This window comes from Sutterella sp., from assembly GCF_030539355.1.
Classification (GTDB): domain Bacteria; phylum Pseudomonadota; class Gammaproteobacteria; order Burkholderiales; family Burkholderiaceae_F; genus Sutterella.
Genome location: NZ_JAUNSF010000041.1, coordinates 1 through 22,781, shown reverse-complemented (window position 1 = coordinate 22,781; position 22,781 = coordinate 1). Strand labels below are relative to the sequence as shown.

General features: G+C 66.2%; 13 protein-coding genes and 1 tRNA gene. 7 read left to right on the top strand and 7 right to left on the bottom strand.

Going from position 1 to position 22,781, the window contains the following annotated elements; translation table 11 throughout:
* Positions 1 to 100: 100 nt before the first annotated feature.
* The 4 genes from Q4F91_RS07380 (at position 101) to Q4F91_RS07365 (ending at position 6,768) form a co-directional block, all read left to right on the top strand.
* Positions 101 to 736 carry a TetR/AcrR family transcriptional regulator gene (locus tag Q4F91_RS07380; protein ID WP_303336277.1) on the top strand — a complete coding sequence of 212 codons (636 nt, stop codon included), beginning with the start codon at positions 101 to 103 and terminating at the stop codon, positions 734 to 736.
* A 151-nt stretch (positions 737 to 887) separates the two neighbouring features.
* A complete protein-coding gene (locus Q4F91_RS07375; RefSeq protein WP_303336275.1) occupies positions 888 to 1,532 on the top strand; it encodes a TetR/AcrR family transcriptional regulator in 645 nt (214 codons plus the stop codon).
* A 128-nt stretch (positions 1,533 to 1,660) separates the two neighbouring features.
* Positions 1,661 to 2,341 (top strand): TetR/AcrR family transcriptional regulator, encoded by a 681-nt coding sequence (locus Q4F91_RS07370; RefSeq protein WP_303336274.1) that lies wholly within the window; start codon positions 1,661 to 1,663, stop codon positions 2,339 to 2,341.
* A gap of 35 nt (positions 2,342 to 2,376) precedes the next feature.
* Positions 2,377 to 6,768: an acyl-CoA dehydratase activase-related protein gene (locus tag Q4F91_RS07365; protein WP_303336272.1), complete on the top strand. Its 4,392-nt coding sequence runs from the start codon at positions 2,377 to 2,379 to the stop codon at positions 6,766 to 6,768.
* Between the two features lie 73 nt (positions 6,769 to 6,841).
* On the opposite strand, the gene Q4F91_RS07360 is transcribed toward Q4F91_RS07365, so the two are convergent.
* Positions 6,842 to 7,408, bottom strand: a complete 567-nt coding sequence (locus Q4F91_RS07360; protein WP_303336270.1) for a hypothetical protein — start codon at positions 7,406 to 7,408, stop codon at positions 6,842 to 6,844.
* A 583-nt stretch (positions 7,409 to 7,991) separates the two neighbouring features.
* On the opposite strand from Q4F91_RS07360, the gene ompR reads away from it, so the two are divergent.
* A complete protein-coding gene (gene ompR, locus Q4F91_RS07355) occupies positions 7,992 to 8,714 on the top strand; it encodes a two-component system response regulator OmpR (RefSeq protein ID WP_303336268.1) in 723 nt (240 codons plus the stop codon).
* A 123-nt stretch (positions 8,715 to 8,837) separates the two neighbouring features.
* The gene (locus tag Q4F91_RS07350; RefSeq protein ID WP_303336266.1) at positions 8,838 to 10,325 is read left to right on the top strand and encodes an ATP-binding protein; all 1,488 of its coding nucleotides are present in this window, start codon (positions 8,838 to 8,840) and stop codon (positions 10,323 to 10,325) included.
* A 281-nt stretch (positions 10,326 to 10,606) separates the two neighbouring features.
* On the opposite strand, the gene Q4F91_RS07345 is transcribed toward Q4F91_RS07350, so the two are convergent.
* Positions 10,607 to 10,885, bottom strand: a complete 279-nt coding sequence (locus Q4F91_RS07345; protein WP_303336263.1) for an AbrB/MazE/SpoVT family DNA-binding domain-containing protein — start codon at positions 10,883 to 10,885, stop codon at positions 10,607 to 10,609.
* A 645-nt stretch (positions 10,886 to 11,530) separates the two neighbouring features.
* Here Q4F91_RS07345 and Q4F91_RS07340 point away from each other — a divergent pair.
* Positions 11,531 to 13,066 (top strand): DASS family sodium-coupled anion symporter, encoded by a 1,536-nt coding sequence (locus Q4F91_RS07340; RefSeq protein WP_303336261.1) that lies wholly within the window; start codon positions 11,531 to 11,533, stop codon positions 13,064 to 13,066.
* A 165-nt stretch (positions 13,067 to 13,231) separates the two neighbouring features.
* Here Q4F91_RS07340 and Q4F91_RS07335 read toward each other — a convergent pair whose 3' ends face one another.
* The 5 genes from Q4F91_RS07335 to Q4F91_RS07315 all read right to left on the bottom strand — a co-directional run bounded on the left by Q4F91_RS07335 (position 13,232) and on the right by Q4F91_RS07315 (position 22,512).
* The gene (locus tag Q4F91_RS07335) at positions 13,232 to 14,671 is read right to left on the bottom strand and encodes a DEAD/DEAH box helicase (protein WP_303336259.1); all 1,440 of its coding nucleotides are present in this window, start codon (positions 14,669 to 14,671) and stop codon (positions 13,232 to 13,234) included.
* 219 nt (positions 14,672 to 14,890) lie between these two features.
* Positions 14,891 to 14,967, bottom strand: a tRNA-Ile gene (locus tag Q4F91_RS07330).
* Between the two features lie 173 nt (positions 14,968 to 15,140).
* Positions 15,141 to 17,789 carry a sigma-70 family RNA polymerase sigma factor gene (locus Q4F91_RS07325; RefSeq protein WP_303336257.1) on the bottom strand — a complete coding sequence of 883 codons (2,649 nt, stop codon included), beginning with the start codon at positions 17,787 to 17,789 and terminating at the stop codon, positions 15,141 to 15,143.
* A gap of 755 nt (positions 17,790 to 18,544) precedes the next feature.
* The gene (locus Q4F91_RS07320) at positions 18,545 to 20,347 is read right to left on the bottom strand and encodes an FAD-dependent oxidoreductase (protein ID WP_303336255.1); all 1,803 of its coding nucleotides are present in this window, start codon (positions 20,345 to 20,347) and stop codon (positions 18,545 to 18,547) included.
* A gap of 242 nt (positions 20,348 to 20,589) precedes the next feature.
* On the bottom strand, positions 20,590 to 22,512 hold the full coding sequence (locus Q4F91_RS07315) for a hypothetical protein (protein WP_303336253.1): 1,923 nt from the start codon (positions 22,510 to 22,512) through the stop codon (positions 20,590 to 20,592).
* Positions 22,513 to 22,781 lie beyond the last annotated feature (269 nt).

The window sequence follows — 22,781 nt, the reverse complement described above, 5'->3', positions numbered from 1 at the left end:
TCTTAGTATTAAACAGATATACAATTAGTTTGTACATTAAGAAGACCCCTTCAAGAGGTCTCGAAACGGCCGAGAAAGGCCGACAGAGAGGAGTGCTCACATGACCAGCGAAAACGACAAGGAACTGTCCCCGTCAAGGAGAAAGTGGCTCGCGTCCGCCGATCGACGCGAGCAGCTTCTTGACGCCGCCTACGCCTGCTGCAACCGCAGCCGCGACCTGTACGTCCCGGTCGACGAGATCGCCCGCGAGAGCGGCGTGTCCAGAAATCTGGTCTATCACTACTTCGGCAACCAGGAGGCGCTCATCGAGGCGCTCCTCACCCGCGAGACGAAGGACTTCATCGAGCGCGTCGAGCGCATTCCGCTCACGACGTCCGCCGAGACGATGCACGCCATCGCGCTCGAGTACCTCACGAGCTTCTCGCGTCATGCCGCGAACCTCAAGGCCGCCCAGGCCTCGCCGCGCCTCAAGGCCCGGATCACGCCGCAGCTCACCGAGACGCGCGACCTCGCCGCGAAACGCTTCGCCGAGGCGCTCGGCCTTCCCTTCGAGGGCGCCGTCCGCTCGGCGCTCATCGCCGGGGCGAAATTCATGATGAAGCTCGCCCGCGAGTCGGGCGGAAAGCTCCTCGAGGATCTTGACTCCGCCGCCGACCTCTGCGTGAACGTCTGCCGGCGCGCCGCCTGGGGCGCCGTACGGATGGAGAAGTACGGCCCGGATCGCCGTACCGGCTGATTTTCTTCGGATTTATTCCGTTGTGAATGGTGCGTCAGGCACGATTCCCAACCGGTTGCACACAAATTTCTATTTAACAGGTGTACAATTATTCGTAATTGTACGAATGCACAATTCGAGAAGGGCAGCACCTGCCCGAGGAGAGGTTTCGATGGAGAGCGAAAAGAAAGAGAGCATTTCCGCGACGAGGAGGCGCAGGCTCTCGCCGGCCGACCGGCGGGAGCAGATCCTTGACGCCGCGCTCGCCTGCTGCATTCGCAACGCGAGCTTTGAGGTCTCGATGATCGAGGTCGCCCGCGAGGTGGGCGTCTCGAGGAACTTGGTCTACCACTACTTCAGCAACCAGGACACGCTGATGAACGCGATGATCTCCCGCGAGGCGCAGACGATTCAGAGCCGCATCGCCGAGATCCCCTTCTCCACTCCGGAGGAGACGATGTTCTCCGTCATCCTCGAGTACCTCCGCACCATGACCCGCAACGTGGAGGCTCTTCGCACGGCGCTCGCCACCCCGAGGATCCGCGAGAAGGTGAGTCCGCACCTCGAGGAGCTCCAGGAGCTCGTCGCGATGCGCCTCGCCGAGGCGCTCGGCTTCAGCTGGTCGGGCACCGTGAAGAACGCGCTCCTCTCCGGAGCGAACTTCATCCTCCACCTCGTGCGCGAAGCGGGTCGTGACCTGCACCTCGCCGAGGACGCCGCCGCCGAGCTCTGCGTGAACGTCTGCCGGCAGGCGGCCGAGGGCGCCGCACGGATCGACCGTGAGACCTCCGCCGCGATGCAGACCGCCGCCCATTAAAATTATTGGATTTCTCAGGGTTAACCCTTATTTTTGACGAGGTTCTCGAGTAGCAACAGACCATACAATTTCAAATCAAATTGTATGACTGCACAATAAACGAGACTCTCACCTTCCGGACAGTTGTGATGAATATCAATACCGAAGAACCGGCCGCCCCGGTCCGCAGAAAGCGCTTCCAGCCTGAGGACCGCCGCGAGCAGATCCTCGACGCCGCGGCGCGCTGCTACACGAGAACCGGCAGCTTCGAGGTGACGATGATCGACGTGGCGCGCGAGATCGGCGTCTCGCGGAACCTCATCTACCACTATTTCCGCAATCAGGAGACGCTGCTCGAGGCGCTCATCGAACGCGAGACGAGGACCTTCCGCGAGCGCATCACGGACATCCCCTTCACGACGCCCGAGGAGACGATGCATCTCGTGGCGCTCACCTACGTGCGCTACATCGCCGAGCACGCCGACGCCGTCACGATGGTCTTCTCGTCGCCGCGCGTGCTCGCGAAGATCAGCCCCCACATCACGGTGACGCTCGAGGTGATCGCCCGGCGCTTCGCCGACGCGCTCGGCGTCCCCTGGTCGGGAACGGTGCGCACGGCGATGCTCGCCGCCTCGGAATTCATGGTGAATTTCGTGCGCAGCTCGGGCGAGCGGCTTCTGCTTGCCGACGCCACCGCCGCCGACATCTGCGTCGAGGTCTTCCGCAGCGCCGCCCAGGGCGCGGTGCGCTTCGAGGCGCTCGCCGGCGCCCGGGAACCCGCGAAGGAAACCGCGGCCCAGACCATTCCGTCCGAAAAGGACCCGTCCTGACTGTCGCGCCTGTGACAGCACGGAGAAACTGACTGATGCTCACGCTCGGCATTGACCTCGGCTCCACCACGGTCAAGTTCGCTCTTCTCTCCGAAGAGGGAACGCTCCTCGCCCATGACTACCTGCGCCACGCGAGCGCCGTTAAGGCGACGCTCCTCACGGTGCTGCGCGGGCTCTCGGCCCGCACGAAGAACGAGCCCGTCCGCGTGCTCTTCTCAGGGTCGGGCGCGCTCGCCATTTCCGAGACGCTCGGCGCCGCCTTCGTTCAGGAAGTGATCGCGGCCTCGCGCTACCTCAGGCGCCGGTCGCCCGACCTCGACGCCGCAGTGGAGTTGGGCGGCGAGGACGCGAAGCTGCTTTACCTCAGCAACGGCGTGGAGCTGCGCATGAACGAAGCGTGCGCGGGCGGCACCGGCGCCTTCATCGACCAGATGGCGACGCTGCTCGACACCGATGCGCCGGGTCTTGATGCCCTCGCGCTCGAGGCGAAGACCTCGCACCCGATGGCCTCGCGCTGCGGCGTCTTCGCGAAGACCGACCTCGTGGCGCTTCTCAATGCTGGCATCCCCCGCTCGGAGGTCGCCCGCTCGGTGCTCGACGCCGTCGCGGAGCAGACCGTGAGCGGACTCGCCTGCGGCCGCCCCGTCGCGGGCCGCATCGCGTTCCTCGGAGGGCCGCTCACTTTCATGCGGTCGCTGCGCGAGGCGATGGAGCGGCGTCTCGCCGCCCCAGGCACCACGTTCGAGACCTATGCCGACGCGCACTGCTCGGTCGCGATCGGCGCCGCGCTCGAGGGCCTTGATCCCGGCGCCGAGGCGCACCGCGCCCGCGTCTGGCCGACCCTCGCGACGCTCATCGAATCGATTGACGCGCTGCCCGAGGGCAGCGACCGCCACTCGGGTCTCCCTCCGCTCTTCAGCTCCGCCGAGGAACGCGCCGCCTTCACGGCCCGTCACGCCAGGGAAGCCGCGCGCCGCGTGCCGCTCTCCGAGGCAAAGGGCGACCTCTTCCTCGGCACGGATCTCGGTAGCACCACCGTCAAGGGCGCGCTCGTCGACTCCGAGGGCCGGCTCGTCGCGAGCTGGTACGCCGAGAACCAGGGCAAACCGCTCGAACAGCTCTTCGCCGCCGTGAAGCGCCTCATTCCCGAGATTCCCGAGGGCGCCCGCATCCGTCAGGCCGCCACGACCGGCTACGGCGCGGACCTCGCCCGCGCGGCGCTCGGCGCCGCCTTCAGCGAGGTCGAGACCCTCACGCACGCCCGAGCCGCCGCGGCCTTTGACCCGCAGGTGAGCTACGTGATCGACATCGGCGGCCAGGACATGAAGTGCCTTGAGATCCGCCAGGGACTCATCAGCGGCGTGAAGCTCAACGAGGCCTGCTCCTCGGGCTGCGGCTCGTTCCTGCAGACCTTCGCGCGGCAGCTGAAGCTCTCTCTCCCCGAGTTCGTCGGCGCGGCGCTCTCCTCCGAGCACCCCTGCGACCTCGGCACCCGCTGCACGGTCTTCATGAACTCGCGCGTGCGCCAGGCGCAGCGCGACGGTGCCGCGATCGAGGACATCGCCGCGGGCCTCTGCCGCTCGATCGTGAGAAACGCCCTCTACAAGGTGCTCAGAATCCACGACCCCGAGGAACTTGGGGACCATGTGCTCGTGCAGGGCGGCACGTTCCTGAACGACGCCGTTCTGCGCGCCTTCGAGCAGCAGATCGGCCGCAATGTCATCCGCCCGGACATCGCAGGCCTGATGGGTGCCTACGGCGCCGCCCTCATCGCGCTCGAGCGCACCGAGGCCGACACGCCGGTGCTCGACTTGAGCGACGAAACGCTCGACGCGACGCGCGTGATCGAGCGCGAACTCCTCTGCAAGGGCTGCGGCAACCGCTGCCGGCTCACGATGAGCCGCTTCCCGACGGGCGAGAAGTTCTTCTCGGGCAACCGCTGCGACTTCGCCGCGAAGAGCGCGGGCGGAAGAAAGAAGGACAAGTCGGGCTTCATCGACTGGAAAACGGAGCGCCTCTTCGCGGGCGAGCCGCTTGCGCCCGAGGCCGCCCGCATGGGCACCGTCGGCATTCCGCGGGCTCTGGACACCTGGGAGCACTACCCCTACTGGTTCACGCTCTTCACGAACCTCGGCTTCCGCGTCGAGCTCTCGCGCCCCTCGGACCACGCGCTCGCGGCGCTCGCAAGCGCCACGGTGCCCTCGCAGTCGCTCTGCTTCCCGGCGAAGCTCCTGCACGGCCACGTGACCGAGCTCGCGCAGAAGGGAATCAAGGACATCTGGATGCCGTGCGTCCCCTTCGAGGGTCCGCGCTCCGACCGGAAATCCGCCGCGGCCGGGCGCTTCGCCTGCCCCGTGGCGGGCGGCTACCCCGAGGCGATGCGGCTCTCGATTGACACGACGCTGCCCGGTGCGCGCATCCTCACGCCCTTCGTGGACCTCGAGCACGCCGAGAGCGTGGTGCGCGCCGTGCGCGCGGCCTGGCCCTCGCTCTCCGCGAAGGAAGTGCGGCGCGCGGCCGAATCCGCCCACGCCGCGCTCCTTCAGTACCAGAGCGAGCTTCGCGCCAAGGGCGAGGCGCTCTGGCACGCCCGCGAGCTTTCGGGCGAGCCCCTCATCGTCATCGCGGGCCGTCCCTATCACCTCGATCCCCTCATCAACCACGGGCTCCCCGCGCTCATCGAATCCATGGGCGCCGCGGTCGTGACCGAGGACGCCGTCGCGCACTTGGCCGACCTCCCCTCCGACATCTCCGTCGTCAACCAGTGGACCTTCCACGCCCGCCTCTACCGGGCGGCGGCGCTCGTGCGCGAGAGCCGCTCGGCCGAGCTCGTGCAGCTCATGAGCTTCGGCTGCGGCATCGACGCCATCACCTCCGAGCAGATCGAGAGACTTCTCTCCGCGCGCGGCCGCATCTCGACGACGATCAAGATCGACGAGGGCGACACGCTCGGTGCGGCGAGGATCCGCCTCAAGTCGCTCCTCGCGGCGGTCGCCGACCGCCGGCGCCACGACCGCGAGGCCGCGGTGGCCGCGATCGAGAGTGTTCAGGATGCGAAGGCGCCCGAGGGCTCCGCCCCGGCGAACCGCCCGCTCACGACCCGCGAGGTGGTGGGCATGCGCACGATCTACGTGCCGCAGATGGCGCCGCTCCACTTCCCCATCCTCTGCGCGGCGCTGCGGGCGACGGGCTGGAACGCGGAGCTCCTCCCCGAGGTGACGCCGCGGGCGATCGAGGAGGGCCTGAAGCACGTCAACAACGACGCCTGCTATCCGGCGATCGTCGTGATCGGGCAGCTCATTGATGCGCTCAAGACCCGCGAGATCGATCCGGAGCGAAGCGCGCTGCTGCTCGCCCAGACCTGCGGGCCCTGCCGCGCGACCAACTACCCGAGCCTCTTGAAGTGGGCGCTCGGCGACCTGCATCTTGAGAACGTCCCGGTGGTCACGCTCTCGGGCGGCCGCATCGAGGGCGCGGAGACGCTTGACCTCGGTCTGATGGGCTTGAAGCGCCTCATGATCGGGTGCCTCTACGGCGACCTGCTGCAGCGCCTCACGCTCTTCGTGCGCGCCTACGAGCGCGTGCCGGGCACGGCCGAGAGCCTCGTGCCCAAGTGGACGAAGCGCGCCGAGGAGGCCGCCGCGGCCGGCGACTCCGCCCGCTTCCGCCGTGACGCGCGCGAGATGGTGCGCGAGTTCCTCGCGATTGAGCGCTCGGACGTGAGGAAGCCCCGCGTCGGCATCGTGGGCGAAATTCTGCTCAAGTACCACCCGGCCGCGAACCTCGGCATCGTCGACACGATCCTCGCCGAGGGCGCGGAGCCGGTGCTCGGCGACATCGCGAGCTTCCTCCTCTACTGTCTGCACGACCACATCGAGCAGGCGCGCGCCTTCGGCGCGAGCCGCGGCAAGGCGCTCTTCGCCTGGCTCACGATCCGCTGGTTCGAGCACCTGCGGAGCGCCATGCGCGACGCGCTCGACGGCACCCCGATCGCGGGCGTCGCGACGCTCGCCGAGGAGCTCGAGGCGATCGAGGGGCTCGTCAGTCCCGGGCAGCAGGCGGGCGAGGGGTGGCTCCTCACCGCCGAGATGGCCTCCTACGTCCGCGAGGGCGTGCCGAACGTCGTGTGCCTGCAGCCCTTCGGGTGCCTGCCGAACCACGTCACGGGTAAAGGCGTCATGAAGCGGCTGCGCGACACGTACCCGGGCGCGAACCTCACGGCGATCGACTTCGAGGCGGGCACCTCGCGCGCCAACGTCGCCAACCGCCTGAAGCTCTTCCTCGCCCAGGCCCGCGAGAACTTCGCGAAGGGCGCCTCGGGCGCCGGCGACAGAGCGGACGGAGCGGTCATGCGGCGCGTGATCCCGATCCACGTCGAGACCGAGGGCGCGGCGCACCCGACGGAGCGCCGCCACGCGGGCACCTGACGCCCGGAGTTGATCAAGGCCGGCAGGTCTCACGACCTCCGGCCTTCTTCAATGAGAAATCTGTCTGAAGTGATCAGTGGCGCGGACCGCCGCCGGGGCCTCCGCCCATGCCTCCCGGACCGCCGGGACCGCCCATGGATCCACCGCCCGGGACGCCGAGGTGAATCTCGCCGCGTCCCGACGGGGGATTGAGCGGCTGCGGGCCGCCCGTGCGGGGCACGCCGCGCATGAACTGCATGTGGACCTCGATCACCTGCTCGCGGATGCGCTTGCGCTCGTCGCCGCAGAGCTTCGGCTGCGTCTCGTGGATTTCGCTGCGGATGTCGACCGTGTAGCGGCGGCGCAGCGCCTCAAGGTCATGCTCGGAGAGGTTCTCCTTGAGACTGCGGCGCTCCTTGGGCGTCATGCCTCGCCAGTAGGTGTTCTTCGAAACCTCGTCGAGGAAGGGCCAGAGCCTCGCGCGTTCCTCGGCGCTCATGTCCGCCCAGAAGCGCACGCAGGGGCCCTGGGAGCTCTCCTTGCAGTCGCCGACCACGGGAGCGTCCGTGGGCAGGCCGGCGAAACGCTGCTCCGAGAGCCCGGCGGCCGGGCCTTCGGCGATCGCGGCGCCTGACAGGAGCCAGGCGGCGAAGGCGAACATGCAGCAGGAGGATTTTCGGACCATAAGTGAGGCGTCTCAGAATGGAGGTTGCGGGAAGGTTTCGAAGCGAACGCAACCCGAGAGCCCTGTCGGACAGGCTTGTTCGGCGGGGTCGGGATGTGAGGCGTGTTGTACGCCCTCGGTCTCTCCCGGAGGGGTCTCCGCGGGGCCGGGGTCTTCTTCTTCCTGAGCCTGAATATATCAGCGGACTTTTTGAAAATTCCCCGTTTATTGTGCAAAACCGTGACAGAACATTGCCGCGTTTACGGTCTGCGAGAGGGGGTCCGGGCCTGCTCCCGCCGTCCGTCAAGGACAGATCGTGACGTTACAATTTACCCCGAGCGCCTGATGCGGGAAAGCCCGTTTTTCCGGCCCATCCCTGCGCGGCGCGTGTTTTCCGAAGCCGGGGAAGTCCGCGCGTGCGATTCGCAACGCTTTCCCCTCATTTGTAACATCGGGTTGCCCGGGTCTCGAATTCCGCGCGCGCAGGTGAAAGAATTCATCTCATCAGAATTCAATAACGTGTTTCCGCCCGACAACTGCGATGCTGTCGGGGGAACGCTACTCCAGAGGAGCCATCACGATGGTTGACCGCACCCCCAAGATTCTTATCGTTGACGACGATCCCCGTCTGCGTGACCTGCTGCGCCGCTATCTCGGTGAGAACGGCTTCAATGTGATGACGAGCGAGAACGGCGAGGCGATGAAGCGCCTCTGGGTCCGCGAGCACTTTGACCTGCTGATCCTCGACCTGATGATGCCGGGCGAGGACGGTCTCGCGATCCTCAAGCGCCTGCGCGCCGACAAGGACGTCACCCCGATCATCATGCTCACGGCCCGCGGCGAGGACGTCGACCGCATCCTCGGCCTCGAGCTCGGCGCCGACGACTACCTCGGCAAGCCCTTCAATCCGAGGGAGCTGCTCGCGCGCATCCACGCCGTGCTCCGCCGCCGTCCGCGCCAGGACGCCCCGGGCGCCCCGTCAATGGAGAACGAGATCGTCAAGTTCGGCGAGTTCGAGCTCGACCTCGGCACGCGCGTGCTCAAGAAGAACGGCGAGAACGTGCAGCTCACGACGGGCGAGTTCGCCGTGCTCAAGGCCTTCGCGCGTCACCCGAGGCTCCCGCTCTCCCGCGACAAGCTCATGGAGATGGCCCGCGGCCGCGAGTACGAGGCCTTCGACCGCTCGCTCGACGTGCAGGTCTCGCGCCTGCGCAAGCTCATCGAGCCCGATCCCTCGAACCCGCGCTACCTGCAGACCGTCTGGGGTCTCGGCTACGTCTTCATTCCCGACGGGCAGAAGTGATTAATATCGACGGTGCCGCCTGACCTGAAGGCGGCCCGTCCGCCATGAACCGAGAAGCGAAGGAGGACGGGCGCGCCCGGTCCTCCTTCTTTTTTCCTTCAGTCCGAACAGGGGCCCAAGGCCGTGTCCTGGATCACACAGCTCAAATCACACCGCCCGAGTCTCTTCTGGCGCACGTTCCTGCTGCTCTGCTGCCTCGTCTTCATCTCCGTGATGGGGTGGCTGCAGAGCTTCCGCGTGCTCACCGAGATGCCCTACGCGCAGGGCATCTCGCAGCACATCATCTCGACGGTGAACATCACCAAGTACGCGCTCGTCTCCGCCGACCCGATCTACCGCATGGATCTGCTGCGCACGCTCGCCGCCCGCGAGGGCGTGCTCATCTCGCCGCGCGACCCGACCGACAAGATCCAGAAGTTCCCCAACGACGGCTACAACGGCCTCATTGAGACCCTCGTCAAGCAGGCGCTCGGCCCCGACACGATCGTCGCCACGCACGTCAACGGCAACCACGGCATCTGGGTGACCTTCGACATCGACGGCGACGTGTACTGGATGCAGACGCCCGACGACGCGCTCGATCCGCCCTACGGCACGAGCTGGCTCTACTGGGCGATCGCGGCGTGCCTCATCTCGCTCTGCGGCGCGACGATGCTCGCCAAGCACGTCATCACCCCGCTCACGGCGCTCTCGAACTTCGCGCGCTCGATGAGCCGCGGCGTGACGCCGGCGCCCCTTCCCGAGAACGCCTCGACGAGCGAGATCCAGTCGGTGAACGTGAACTTCAACCGCATGGTGCAGGATCTCGCGCGCATGGAGGCCGACCGGGAGCTGCTCTTGGCCGGCGTCTCGCATGACCTGAGAACGCCGATCACGCGCCTGCGCCTCGAGGTGGAGCTCGCCGGGCTTCCGGACGACACCCGCGTCGCGATGGTGAGCGACCTCGAGCAGATGGAGAACATCGTCAACCAGTTCATCGCCTACGCGCGCCGCACGAACGAGGAGCCGGTGATGGTGAACTTCGGCGAGGCGGTGACCACCGCGCTCCACGACGCCCGCATCGGCTCGGACCCGAGCGTCGAGGTCACGACCGAGCTCGCGAGCGACATCTTCGTGATGGCGCTCCCGCTCGAGCTCTCGCGCGCGATCCAGAACCTCGTCGTCAACGCCCAGCGCTACGGCAGGAGCGAGGACGGGGTGCTGAGGCTCTCGATGAAGCTCTCCGCATCGAAGGACGGCAAGACCGCCGTGCTCGCGGTGGCCGACGCCGGCAAGGGTCTGCCCGAGAACCAGCGCGCACGCGTGATGCGCCCCTTCGAGCGCGGCGAGTCCGCCCGCTCGGGCGTCACGGGCTCCGGACTCGGCCTCTCGATCGTCGACCGCATCGTGCGCCGCTCGGGCGGCACGGTGACGCTCGGCGACGCCGAGCCGCACGGCCTGCTCGTCCTCGTGCAGTTCCCGCTGCTCCAGCCCGCGGAATTGAAGAAGGCGCTCAAGGAACAGGACAAGGCCGCCGAGAAGATCGAGGACTCCGAGGAGAAGAAGAAGGAAGCGGAGGCGGCCGCGAAGCCCGCCGTGACCGAGGAAACCGCGGACCAGACGAAGGTCTGATCCCTCGCAGAGAGTTCGGACACGACAAACGCCCCCGTGGAAGTTCACTTTCCGGGGGCGTCAGTGTCTCTGCGAAGAGATCCTGAGGCTTCCGACGGGCGCAGCACAGCCCGGACCCAGGCTCAAAAACATGAGCGAGGAAGCGGCAGGGAAATCTTCGTGGAGGAATGTGGGAGAGGGGCTGATGCCTTCCTCGGCAACCCGCGGCGGCCGGGCGAAGGTATCAAGGGGGAACTCACGGGCGGAGGGGCGAGGAGTCTATTTGGGAGGACAAGGGCTTGTCAGAAACCGCCCGCGAGGAGAGCGAGCACGCCGCCGCGCTGGTTGGCGGGGGTGCGGCCCGTGACGTTCGGCAGCTGCGGCGCGCGCGTGGTGCGCTGACCGCGGGTGCGGATGTTCGCCGGACGGGGAGCGGCGGAACCGGCCTTGCGGATGACCACGGTGCCGTCGTCGCTGATGGCGAAGTCCACGCTCGAGTTGCCTTCGGCGAGACCGAGATAATCACGGATTTCCTTGGGGATTGTGACCTGACCCTTGATGGTGAGACGATGCGTCGTCATGATGTTTCTCCTCTTTAGCCGTCTTCAGACCCCTTGTCTGGGCGCGGCAATTCGGAATGAAATCCCGCCCGGAGCGTTCGCACGCCTCAGCCGCGTGCCGCGGGCGCTCCCGCCCTCACTCGTCGTCTGACGCAGAAGCCCGCCGCTCTAAAGAGAAGAAAAGCAGAAAGCCTCTCGCGGAGACACAGACACCACGGAGAGGCTTTTTCACCCTCGCTTGCTTTGCCGTACTCGCGTTCCCTCGCAGGGACGCTGTAGACCGCATTGGCGCTCGACCGGGAGGGACCCGGCACCGCGCACTCCACCTTGCCCGAGTAAGCAGGTTGGCGTGAGAAACTTCGTCTTCTCACTTCATGATGCTGTGAGGGCGAAAGTTAACGCAATCCGGGGCAAAAGTAAAGGGCCGGGACGGACGCATACCATGTCCCCGCTACGAAGATTCTCCTAGGGAAGACGACTGAGAAACGAACTGCATTGATTTTTATGGATATTTCCGGATCAGCGAGGTATTACGACCTAGGTCAAGCTCCTTATTGGGGAATCTACCCCCCATCGGAAGTACCCCTTTTTTGTCCTGCCTCATATATTCTGACGAAACCGTAAAGGCAACTCTCCCACATTGACTTTCATCAAGGAGCGACAACCATGCCACTCCAGTCCTCATCGGTCTCGATTGATGCAATGTCCAACTCGACCAAGATATGGGCATTCATTCTCGGACCTGTTCTCGCCGTACTCGTTTACTTCCTGCTGCCCGACCAGTTCGTGGACACCGCCGGCAAGACCGTCGAGTTCACGCACGCCGGCAAGGCCTGCGCCGCCGTCACGACGCTGATGGCGACCTGGTGGTTCACCGAGGCGCTGCCGATTGCGGTGACCGCGATGATTCCGATCATCCTGTTCCCGCTCCTGGGCGTCGCGCCCCCCGTGAACACGATGCGCCACTATGCCTCGGGCACGATCTTCCTCTTCTTAGGCGGCTTCCTCATCGCCGCGGCCATCCACCGCTGGCATCTCGACCGCCGCATCGCCCTCGTGACGATCAACGTCTTCGGCACGAAGCCCAAGCAGATGGTCCTCGGCCTGATGTTCTCGACCGCGCTCCTCTCGGCCTGGGTCTCGAACTCCGCCACCGCCGCCATGATGGTGCCGATCGCCGTCGCCGTGATGGGCGTGATCCGCTCGACGCAGACCTCGCCCGAGATCACCAAGGACGAGCGCAACTTCGCCGTCTGCGTGCTGCTCTCGATCGCCTACGCGGCCTCGATCGGCGGCATGGCCACCCTCGTGGGCTCGCCCCCGAACGGCATCTTCGCGCGCTACGTCGCCGACACCTACGGCGTCGAGGTCTCCTTCCTCTCCTGGATGAAGGTCGCGCTCCCCGCTACGCTCCTCATGCTTCCGGCCACCTACATCCTGCTCACGAAGTTCCTCTTCCCGATCAAGATGGAAGGCATTCCCGGCGGCCGTGACTGGATCCGCGGCGAATTGAAGAAGCTCGGGCCCATGAGCAAGGGCGAGCGCACCGTCCTCGTGGTCTTCGTTCTCGCGGCCCTGACCTGGATGTTCCTCCCGGTCATCAAGTCGATCGAGATCGGCGGCATGCAGCCCTTCAAGCCCGTTACCGAGGAACTCGTCGCCATGACGGCCGGCGTCCTCCTCTTCATCATCCCGATCGACGTCAAGCGCGGCATCCACGCGCTCGACTGGAACAGCGCCAAGGATGTCGTGGCCTGGGACGTTCTGCTCCTCTTCGGCGGCGGTCTCTCCATGGCGGCTGCGATCCAGTCGACGGGCCTCGCCTCCTTGATCGGCGCGCAGGCGCAGATCTTCCAGGGCGTGCCTGAGCTCGTGATGATGGCCGGTGCCTCGACCGTCGTGACCTTCGTCTCCGAGGTGACCTCCAACACCGCGCTTGCCGCGACGATGATGCCGATCGTGGGTGCCGCCTGCGACTCGCTCCAGGTCAACCCCGAGGGTCCGTTCTTCGCCGTCGTGATGGCCGCCTCGTGCGCCTTCATGATGCCGGTGGGCACGCCCCCGAACGCCATCGTGTTCGGCACGGGGCGCCTCAAGATCGGCGACATGGTCCGCGCTGGCATCTGGCTCAACTTCATCGCCATCTTCATCGGCGTCGCGTGCTCGTACCTCCTCGGCCGCGGTCTGATCCCGATGGGCTGATGACCTGAACCACTCTCACTCAAGACCGCCTGCGGTGAAAGCCGCGGGCGGTTTTGCTTCTGCGCCCCCGGGGATGCAGCGCAGGGCGCGGAAACACTTCGGCCCGGATTTCCTTCGCAGGGAATCCGGGCCGTTCTATGTTTCGATCAGCGGGAAGTCCGGGGCTCAGTGGCCGCGGCCTCCGAGGAGCGCGGCGACCGGGCGGCGCTTCTCGCGGCGCTCGAGGTACATGGGCTCCGCGGGCTTCTTCTCGGTCTCCGAGGGCGCGCGCTCGATGTAGGGCATGTCGAAGAGCGGGTCGCGGTGGCGCTGCGAGGGCGGCACGTAGGCGCGGGCGCGCTCGCGGGCGATGCGCTCGTCCTCGGGCGTGTCGACGCGCTCGGTCCAGCTGCCGCGCCCTTCGTCCCTGCCGCGGCGCGGCGAGGAGGAGGAGCCGCGGCGGTTGCGCGGCTGCGGCGAAATGGGGATGGCCTTGAAGGTCTGCTTGGTGAGGGCCTCGATCGCCTGCACGAGGCGCGTGTCCTCGCTCGTGGCGAGCATCGTCGCGACGCCCTTCGCGCCTGCGCGGCCCGTGCGGCCGATGCGGTGCACGTAGTCCTCGGCGGAGTACGGCACGTCGTAGTTGATGACGCAGGGCAGCTCCTTGATGTCGAGACCGCGGGCGGCGACGTCGGTGGCGACGAGCACGTGGATCGCGCCGGTGCGGAAACCCTCGAGCGCGACCTGGCGCTCCTCCTGGGTCTTGTCGCCGTGGATGGCGTCGGCGTTGATGCCGACGCGCTCAAGCGTGCGCGCGAGTCGCCGGCAGGTGATCTTGGCGTTGACGAAGACGAGGACCTGCGTGAGGGGGCCGCCCTCGGGACCGCGGGTCTTGAGCATGTCGATCAGGACGTCCGTCTTGTCGCGGTCGTTCACCGTGAAGAGCTCCTGGGTGACGGTCTCGGCGGTGGAGTTCTGGCGCGCGACCTCGATCACCTTCGGGTCGGGGCGCAGGAAGTTCTTCGCAAGCTTCTTGATCTCGGGCGAGAAGGTCGCCGAGAAGAGAAGGCTCTGGCGCGTCGCGGGCAGCATCTGCAGGATGCGCGAGATGTCCGGCAGGAACCCCATGTCGAGCATGCGGTCCGCCTCGTCGAGAACGACGATCTCGACCTGCGAGAGGTTCACGGCCTTCTGCGAGACATGGTCAAGAAGACGGCCCGGGGTCGCGGTGAGGATCTCGAGGCCCTTCCGGAGCATCTCGGCCTGCGGGCGGATGTCCACGCCGCCGTAGACCACGCCCGCGCGCAGCGGCGTGTCCTTCGCGTACGCGACGAGATTCTCGGAGACCTGGTCGGCGAGCTCGCGCGTCGGCGTGAGCACGAGGGCGCGCACGGGATGGCGCGCCGGCGACATCGAGGTGTTGGCCTTCGGCAGGATGCGCTGGATCAGGGGCAGTCCGAAGCCGGCCGTCTTGCCCGTGCCGGTCTGGGCCGCACCCATCACGTCACCGCCGCGGAGAACCACGGGGATCGCCTGCTCCTGAATCGGGGTGGGCGCGGTGTAGCCCATGCGGGCGATGGCCGAGAGAATGCGGGGATCGAGACCGAACTGTTCGAAGGAGGACATCCTGATTCTTGAACTGCTTGTAGAGAAAAGCGCGCCTCGGAAAAGCAGCGCGGGAGACGCTCTCCGAGGAATCTCAGTCCGGCCGGGATGCCGGGGCGCCCGGCTTGTCCGGACGGCTCCTCTTCGAGGACGGCGCGCTGCCCTCAGTGAAAGGTGCGCGGTGAAGGACTTGCGCGGCCGGTCGCGGGGAAAAGCCCGGGACGGCTCGGAAAAAGTGACTGGTGGGCCCGCTGGGACTTGAACCCAGGGTAGCCGGATTATGAGTCCGGTGCCTTGACCAACTTGGCTACAGGCCCGCCGGTGGAAAGAGAATGATTGTACCCGAGAATGGGCGCATCCTGCTCAAAATCGTCCCGCCACGGGAGACAGTTTCAAGGCCGCCGTACGGAAACGCCCCGCCTTGCCGCAGAGGGCAAAACGGGGCGTGAAGTGCTTTTCCCGGGTCATCTCCGGGGCAAGCAGTCAGGCGTCAATTCGACAGGTAGTCGCGCAGGCGCTCGGTGAAGTCCGGCGTGCGGAGCTTCCTGATGGCGGCCGACTCGATCTGGCGCACGCGCTCGCGGGTGAGGCCGAGCGTGCGGCCCACTTCCTCGAGCGTGTGGTCCTGATTCGTGCCGATGCCGTAGCGGAGACGCAGCACCTGGGCCTCGCGCTGACTGAGCTCGTTCAGGGACTTCTGAATGCTCTCAATCATCGACTGGTCCTGGAAGGCGATGCCCGGATCGTCGCGCTCGTCGCCGCGCACGAAATCGAGCTTCGTCGCGTCCTCCTCGTCGCCGATCGGGGCGTCGATCGACTCGACGCCGCGCATGGCCTGGGTGAGGAGCAGCACCTTCGCGAGCGGAAGATCTGCGAGGTCGGCGAGCTCCTGCTCGGTCGGCTGGCGGCCGTTCTGCTGCAGGAACTTCTGCTTCTGGCGGCGCAGCTTGTTGTAGCTCTCGGTCATGTGCACCGGGATGCGGATCGTGTTGCCGAAGTCGGCCACCGCGCGGGTGACGGACTGGCGGACCCACCAGGTCGCATAGGTCGAGAACTTGTAGCCGCGGCGGTACTCGAACTTGTCGACGGCCTTCATCAGACCGAGGTTGCCCTCCTGGATGAGGTCGGTCATCGCGAGGCCGCGGTTGACGTAGCCCTTGGCGATCGAGATGACGAGACGCAGGTTCGCCTCGATCATCTTCGACTTCGCCTGAATGAGGTTCGTCTGGGCGAGCTTCATCGCGCGGCCGAGCTCACGCTGCTCGGAGAGCTTCATCAGGCCGTTGCGCTCGGCGTTGATCAGGATGCCCTGCTCCTCGCGGAGCACGGCGATCGAGCGGTTGACGGCCGCGGCCCAGGGCTTGCCGCTCGCCATGAGACGGTCAAAGCACGCGGGGTCGGTGACCTCGTCGCTCTTCAAGAACTCGACGGCCTCGATCTGCGACATGCGGCACTGGTTCACGAGCACGGCGCGCATGCGCTTCAGGGTGTCGTTGACCTCGTCCATGTGCGTGCCGATGTGATCGGTGATCTGCGTGACGAGCTTCACCGAGAAGCGGATCGGGCTGAGCGCCTCGGACATGTCCTCGAGCGCCTTGCGGTAGGCCGCCTCCTGCGAGGGGTCGCCGTAGGTCGCGCGGACGCGCTCGAGCGCGTCGCGGGCGGCGTCAAGGAGCGAGCGCGCACGGTCGCGGACCTCGGAGAGCTGGTCCACGGTCATGGCGGCCGCACCGATGTCGGTGGCGATCTCGTCGCCGTTGGCCGGGTCGGCGCTCTCGCTCGCCTTGGCGGCGGCGTCGTTGAAGCCGTCGACCACGGTGTCGACCGCGACGTTCTCGTCGTTCAAGCACTCGCCGAGGCGCAGGATCTCGGTCACCGCATTCGGGTACTGGGCGATCGTCGAGACGAGGCGGATCGTGAACTGCTCGATCGACTTGGCGACCTCGATCTCGCCGGCGCGGGTGAGGAGCTTGTGCGAGCCCACGCCGCGCAGGTACGCGCGCAGCGGGTCCTTCGAGAGACCGGCGGACTCCTCGGGGGTGAGCATCACCGCGGCGTCATCCTCGTCGATGTCGTCGGAGGCGTCGCCGCCCATGCCGTTGATGAGGATGTCGTCCTCGTCAGGGGGCGTCTCGAAGACCTGGATGCCGAGGCGCCCGAGCTGCTCGGTCACCTCCTGCAGGTTGTCCGAGGTGCGCAGCGCGTTCTCGGGCAGGTGGTCATTGATGTCGATGAGCGTGACCCAGCCGCGGGAGCGTCCGAGACGGACGAGCTCGCCGTAGCCGTTGCGCACGGGCTGCTGCGGCGCCTGGCCGTCCTCGGCCTCGGCGCCCTCGGCACCCTCGGAGCCCCACGAGCTCATCTCGGCCTCGATCTCGGCGGCGTCCTCGTCGCTGTCGACGGCGCCCTCCTCCATGTCATCGGGGTCGAGATCCGTGAGATCGGCCTCGTCGGCGCCGAAATCGTCCTCGTCGCCCTCGAGCGCGGCCTTGGCGGCCTTCGGCTTGCGGCCGGGCTTGCCCTTGGCCTTCTTCGGCTTCTCGGCCTTCTCAGACTTTTCGGCCTTCTCGGCTTTCTTCGCGGACTTCTTCGCAGCCTTCTCGGTCTTCCCGTCCTCCGCAGTCTCCGCGGCCTCCGCGGACTTCGACTCCTCGGCGGGGGCCTCAGTGGCCTCAGTGACCTCCTTGGCCTTCTTCTTCGACGCGCGCTTCGCCTTGGCGGGCTTCTCTTCCTTTTCGGACGTCTCAGCCTTCGCTTCCTCGGCGGGAGCCTCGGCAGCGGTCTCGGCGGCCTTCTTCTTCGAGGTGCGCTTCGCCTTGGCGGGCTTCGCTTCCTTTTCAGCCTTCGCCTCAGCCTTTTCGGCCTCGGCGGGCGCATCGCCCTGGGCGGCCGGATGCTCGGCATGCGTCTCGGCGGGCGCGGCGCTCTTCGCGACGGCCTGCTTCACCGTGATGCTCTTGCCCGACTTCTTCACGGTCACCTCGACCGTGATGCCGTCCTCGCCGGCGGCGGGCGACTTGTCGCCGGCCTTCTTCACCGTGAGCGTCTTGCGGGGCTTCTTCGGGGCCGCGGGGGCCTCCTCGGGCGCGCTGACCTCGACGGTCGGGGCTGTCGGATCAGCCGCGTTGCGCGGCTTCACCGTGAGGGTACGCCTCGTCCTGGCGGGCTTTTGAGCCGCCGCAGGTTCCGGCACCAGGGTACCCGCTTCCGTAACGGTCACCTGTGCCTTCCCGGTGCTGACCGTCTTCTGAGCCTTCGTGAGGACGGTCGTTTCTTCGGCAGCTTCAGCAGTGTTTTTCGTTGTCGTCTTTCGCATAGTGCTCCCCCGGCGCTCCGGGCTCCTCCACCAGAGGGAATCCTCCGGACCGTTGCGGGCAGAATCCTTGTCGTTGGCGTTAGCGGATGCCTTCCGGCTCGTCCCGGCTCAGAGAAGAGGCGCAAAAAAGCCCGGGGCGGCATCCATCGATGCAGCCACAGACGACTTTCCGAACAGTTGATGTTTCCCCTTCTTGAACCGGCCGGACCTCCGGCTCCCCTTCTCCGCTTGACCGTCCGCAGCCTGATGCGGGCCCTCCGCTTCTGATGCGCGTACCTCGCGCTCTGGGCAGAGCGTCCCTGACTTCAAACAGGACGGCTCCGGGGCGGAAGCGCGGAAAACCCCTTGGGCGGGCGGTAAAACGAAAAGGGTGACAGGTTAGCGACTTTCGGCCTCCGATTCAACCCGATATTACATTTCGTTACGTAATACCGTGATTTTTAACCAATAAGCAAAAACCGTTCCAACGGCACGAAAACAAAAAAAATCCGTCCGGCCCCGGGGGTGAGACCCGGGGGAACGGACGGATTCGGGAGCTGCCGCCTTCCCGGAGGAAGGCGGCTCCTCTGGAGAGGATCTTACTTGCCGGCCTTGATGGCCTCGGCGATCGAGTCAGCCGCGACACGGCCCGAGGTGAGGGCCCAGCCGACGTTCGCACCGGCGGGGGAGTCGTCGCCCATCACGCCGCCGACGAGTTCACCGGCACCGTAGAGGTTCGGGATGACCTTGCCGTCGTCACGGATGAGGTTGAGCTTGTCATCCGTGCAGACGCCGCCCATCGTGGTGGCGAAGCGGGGCTTCTGCTCGACGATGTAGTACGGGCCCTGCGCCGAGATCTCGGCCTTCATGTACTGGGTCGGACGGCCGAAGTCGGCGTCCTTGCCGGCCTTCACGAAGCCGTTGTACTTGGCGACGGTGGCCTTGAGGTTCGCGGCGTTGACGCCGGCGAGCTTCGCGACCTCGTCAATCGAGTCGGCCTTCACGAAGAGCGGGGGATTCTTGCCGCCGTCGGCGAGGTAGCGGTCAGCGTCCTCATGCGAGACGCCCGTCTCCGGGAGGCGCTTGTAGAAGCCTTCCCAGGACTTCTGGTCCATGAAGACGTAGGCCTGGCCGTTCGGGGTCTCGAGCATCGGCTCGAGAATGTTGCGGTTGCTCGCCTTCTCGTTCACGAAGCGGTTGCCGTTGACGTCGACGAGGATGCCGGCCTGGTCAAAGGCGCCGACGTTCGCGTAGATCGTCGACTTGGCCTTGCCCGGGGCGACCTCGATGCCGTTCGGATAGCGCTTGCCGTACTGCAGGAGCTGCGTCTTGACGCCGAGCTGCTGGGCCATGCGCAGGCCGTCGCCGGTGGAGGAGACCGGGCCGTAGTAGAGGACGTTCCTCATCTTCGGCGAGAGCATGTCCTTGTTGTTGCCGTAGCCGCCCGTCGTGAGCAGGGTCTTCTTCGCGCGGATCGTGTAGGTCGTGCCGGTGTTCACGTCGACGGCCTTCACGCCCATGACGGCGCCGTCCTCAACGATGAGCTCCTGCACGCGGGTGTTGTAGAAGACCTTGGCGCCGTTGCCGGCGATCACTTCGCGCAGGTGCTGGGCCATCGTGCCCGCGCCGCCCTGGAACTCGAGGGCGCGGCGGTGCGAGTACTCGGCGAGGAACGGCAGATCGTTCGGGATGAACTTGACGCCGACCTTCTCGTGGAGCCAGTCGATCGTGGCGCCGACGTTGTTGGCGTAGAGGTGGAGCTTCGAGAGATCGTTCTTGCCGGCGCCGTTCTTCAGGAAGTCCTCGACCATCGACTGCGGGGAGTCGTCGGTGCTGCCGAAGGCCTTCTGGAGCTTGGAGCCCTGGGAGACGACCTGGCCGCCGGAGATGGAGGCCGCGCCGCCGATGAAGGGCATCTTCTCGACGAGGATCACGGAGAGGCCGTTCATGCGGCTGCGGATGGTGGCGGACATGCCCGAGCCGCCGCCGCCCACGATGACGACGTCGGTCGAGAGATCCTCATTCTTCGCGGCCTTGTTGACGACGACCGGAACGAGCTTCTCGGGATCGGCGCCGGCCTGGCGGATGCAGTCGGAGACGGCCTTCTTGATGGCGGCCGTGGTGATCGAGGCGCCGGTGACGCCGTCAACGTTCGGCGACTGCGCGTCAACGATGCGGCCCGGGAGCTGCTCGACGGCGACGGTGCCGATGCCCTGCGTCTCGCTCTGCTTGACGACCTTCACCGAGGCGATCTTGTCGGCGGTGAAGACCACCTCGACGGTCACGTCACCGTGGATGCCGGGGGCGGAGGCGGTGTAGGTGCCGGCCTTGAAACCAGCGGCATGGGCGGAGGCGGCGGCAAAGATTGCGGTTACGGCGAGCGCGGCAAGAGTTTTCTTCATGAACTTTCTCCAGAGGGGTTCCCGGGAGCTGGCGGCGGAAGGAGAGAGAGATCGGCCGCCGGCGCCCCGGGTTTCGCGGCCGGAGGGTCATCACCAGAAGAGAACCGGACCCGGGCCGCTGTTGAACTCCCTCCATTATCTGAAGCATCCGTGAGACGCACTACACCCGGCCGGGGGTATCACAAAGTACACCCGGCCGGCCGGATTCAGACCTTCCGATGCAGGAACCGCCCCGGACGGACTCAGGCATCCGGCGGGGCCGGACACTCGTAGAGCGGCGCACCGAGTAGGTTCTCCGTGATGTACCGCATCAGACCCGTCGGGCAGAAGCAGGAGCCGCGGTAAATGTAGTGCTCAGCCCCTTCCCAGCAGTGGGTGAGGTGCCGGTACTCGCGGCTGCGGAAGACCGGATCGAGCGAGAGCGCGATCCATCGCGCCAGCACCTCGATCGGCGTGAGATCGGGCAGCGGAACCTCCACCTTCCCCATCTCAGCGTCGAAGCGGCGCATGTACTCCTCGGGGAAGCGCTCGATGATGGCGAGCGCCGCGGCCGAACCGTTCTTCCTTTCATAAACGGCCTGCATGAGCGCGCGCTGCGCCTCGTGCGGCAGCCACCCGCCCGGCACGGCGGTGCCGACGGTGAGCTCGCCCAGGGTCTCCGCGAGCGGCTCGACATCCCAGCCCGTCCAGGAGCCGTCCCAGTCCTTCGGGAACCGGATCGTGCCCACCTGGGCGTACTCGGCCTGCGAGGGGTGGATCCACACGAACCAGACCTTCGCCGTGCCGCCCGGAACCATCTCGCGGGCGCTCGCCGTGAGGAAGTTCACGGTGGGCCCGAACGGATTCATGATCACGTCAGCGAAAAACGCGCGCTGGTCGTCGGCAAGGATGCGCATGATGTTCGGGTCGTCCGGGACCACCTCGATCTTGTCGTCCTCGTAGGGCGGCTCGGATGTCTCCTCATCATCCTCGTCTTCCGCCCCGTCCTTCTGGTCCTCATCCTCTGCGGCCGCTCCGCCTTTCCCAGTGTCCGTCTCGTCCATTCCGCCCTCCTCATCGATCACGACGTCCTCCTCCGGGAGTTCCTCTGGCGCAACCTCCTCCATGACAGGCGAAGCCTGGGCCGGATCAGAACCGGGCGGCGACTGCAGTTCCTCAATCGCCGCGAGCGCGGCCTGCGTGATCTCCGCGCACTGCTCGCGCGTCTCCGGAATCCGCTTGTGATCGCGCCAGTCACCCTCCATGATCCAGAGCGTCATCCCCAGCCTGTTCTCGAGACCGAGCTGCGGGTAGTTCTCGACCGAGTCCCTGGGGCACGAGAACGGAAGGAACGCCGGATCGGTCGAGAGCGCCGGCCGCAGATGACGAAGAATCGCCGGGATGAGATGAACCGGTGTGAACACACGCATCACGTAGCACTGGACCGGAACATCAAAATGACAGCCGTCGTCGGCCGGCTTCCGCCAGACGGGAAGCCCCGTCTCGCGAAGCACCTTCATGCCCGCTGCCCTGCGTTCCTCGGCGGAGCGCCCTGCCTCCTGCACCCGGTGCAGGCCTCTCGTGAGGATCATCACGGCCACGACGTCGCGGGCGGCGGTGATCTTCGGGAAACGCTTCCAGAGTTCCGTCACCTCACGCAGCTTCCCGGCGGGAACGGGGATCACGAGATCCATGAGGATTCCGTCCGGATAGACGAGATCGGGCCGGTCCTCGTTGGGAATCGTGATGTAGTGCTTGTCGGCTGGCGTCACGTCAAAGCCTTTCATCAGGTCAAAGCAGCCGTGGGAGAGCACTTTCCGGAAGTCCGGGTCACGAGAGAGCCCCGTGTACTCCGTGCGGCGGCCGAGCCAGACGCTCGAGAGCCTCCAACCGTCCGCGCGGCTCCAGCCGACGTGGATCTCAAGATCCTCGGCGCGCCAGCACGCCTCCCAGGAAATCCAGTGCGGCAGGTCATTGACACAGTGGGTCTTCCTCTCCATGGGCGGGGCGTCCGGATCCGGCACGTGTCGGATCGAGGCAGGGTCGAGCATGCCGCCGAGCAGATACCGGGGAAGATCCATCTTGTGGTGAACATCGTCGCCCTTGAGAACCGGCTCGAACGGGAATTTCGGCGCGCTTCCGGCAAGCCGCGGCAGCGGGATGAGGGGGATGAGTTGCGGTTTCATCGCTTTTCCTCTCTTCTGTGAGGTTGAAAAAATCGGTTGTGGCGAATCGGTTTCCCGGGGCGGCTTTCTCTTTTTGCAGAGCGCACCCGTTCCGCGGGCGGGAATGTTTTCCCGTCCGTATTTGAATGAACCGACTCAAGGGAAACTTCGCGGCCGCGTTTCCGACTTTTATCCGGATTTGAGCACGGCAATCCCCTGCCATTTTCCGCTCATGCGGAAAATGGTTTTATTTTCTTCCGGGGAAATACCGTCTTGTCCGGTTTTGCCGC

Coding starts and splice junctions, on each gene's coding strand:
- Q4F91_RS07380 (WP_303336277.1), top strand. CDS start 101: ATGACCAGCGAAAACGACAAGGAACTGTCCCCGTCAAGGAGAAAGTGG.
- Q4F91_RS07375 (WP_303336275.1), top strand. CDS start 888: ATGGAGAGCGAAAAGAAAGAGAGCATTTCCGCGACGAGGAGGCGCAGG.
- Q4F91_RS07370 (WP_303336274.1), top strand. CDS start 1,661: ATGAATATCAATACCGAAGAACCGGCCGCCCCGGTCCGCAGAAAGCGC.
- Q4F91_RS07365 (WP_303336272.1), top strand. CDS start 2,377: ATGCTCACGCTCGGCATTGACCTCGGCTCCACCACGGTCAAGTTCGCT.
- Q4F91_RS07360 (WP_303336270.1), bottom strand. CDS start 7,408: ATGTTCGCCTTCGCCGCCTGGCTCCTGTCAGGCGCCGCGATCGCCGAA.
- ompR (WP_303336268.1), top strand. CDS start 7,992: ATGGTTGACCGCACCCCCAAGATTCTTATCGTTGACGACGATCCCCGT.
- Q4F91_RS07345 (WP_303336263.1), bottom strand. CDS start 10,885: ATGACGACGCATCGTCTCACCATCAAGGGTCAGGTCACAATCCCCAAG.
- Q4F91_RS07340 (WP_303336261.1), top strand. CDS start 11,531: ATGCCACTCCAGTCCTCATCGGTCTCGATTGATGCAATGTCCAACTCG.
- Q4F91_RS07335 (WP_303336259.1), bottom strand. CDS start 14,671: ATGTCCTCCTTCGAACAGTTCGGTCTCGATCCCCGCATTCTCTCGGCC.
- Q4F91_RS07320 (WP_303336255.1), bottom strand. CDS start 20,347: ATGAAGAAAACTCTTGCCGCGCTCGCCGTAACCGCAATCTTTGCCGCC.
- Q4F91_RS07315 (WP_303336253.1), bottom strand. CDS start 22,512: ATGAAACCGCAACTCATCCCCCTCATCCCGCTGCCGCGGCTTGCCGGA.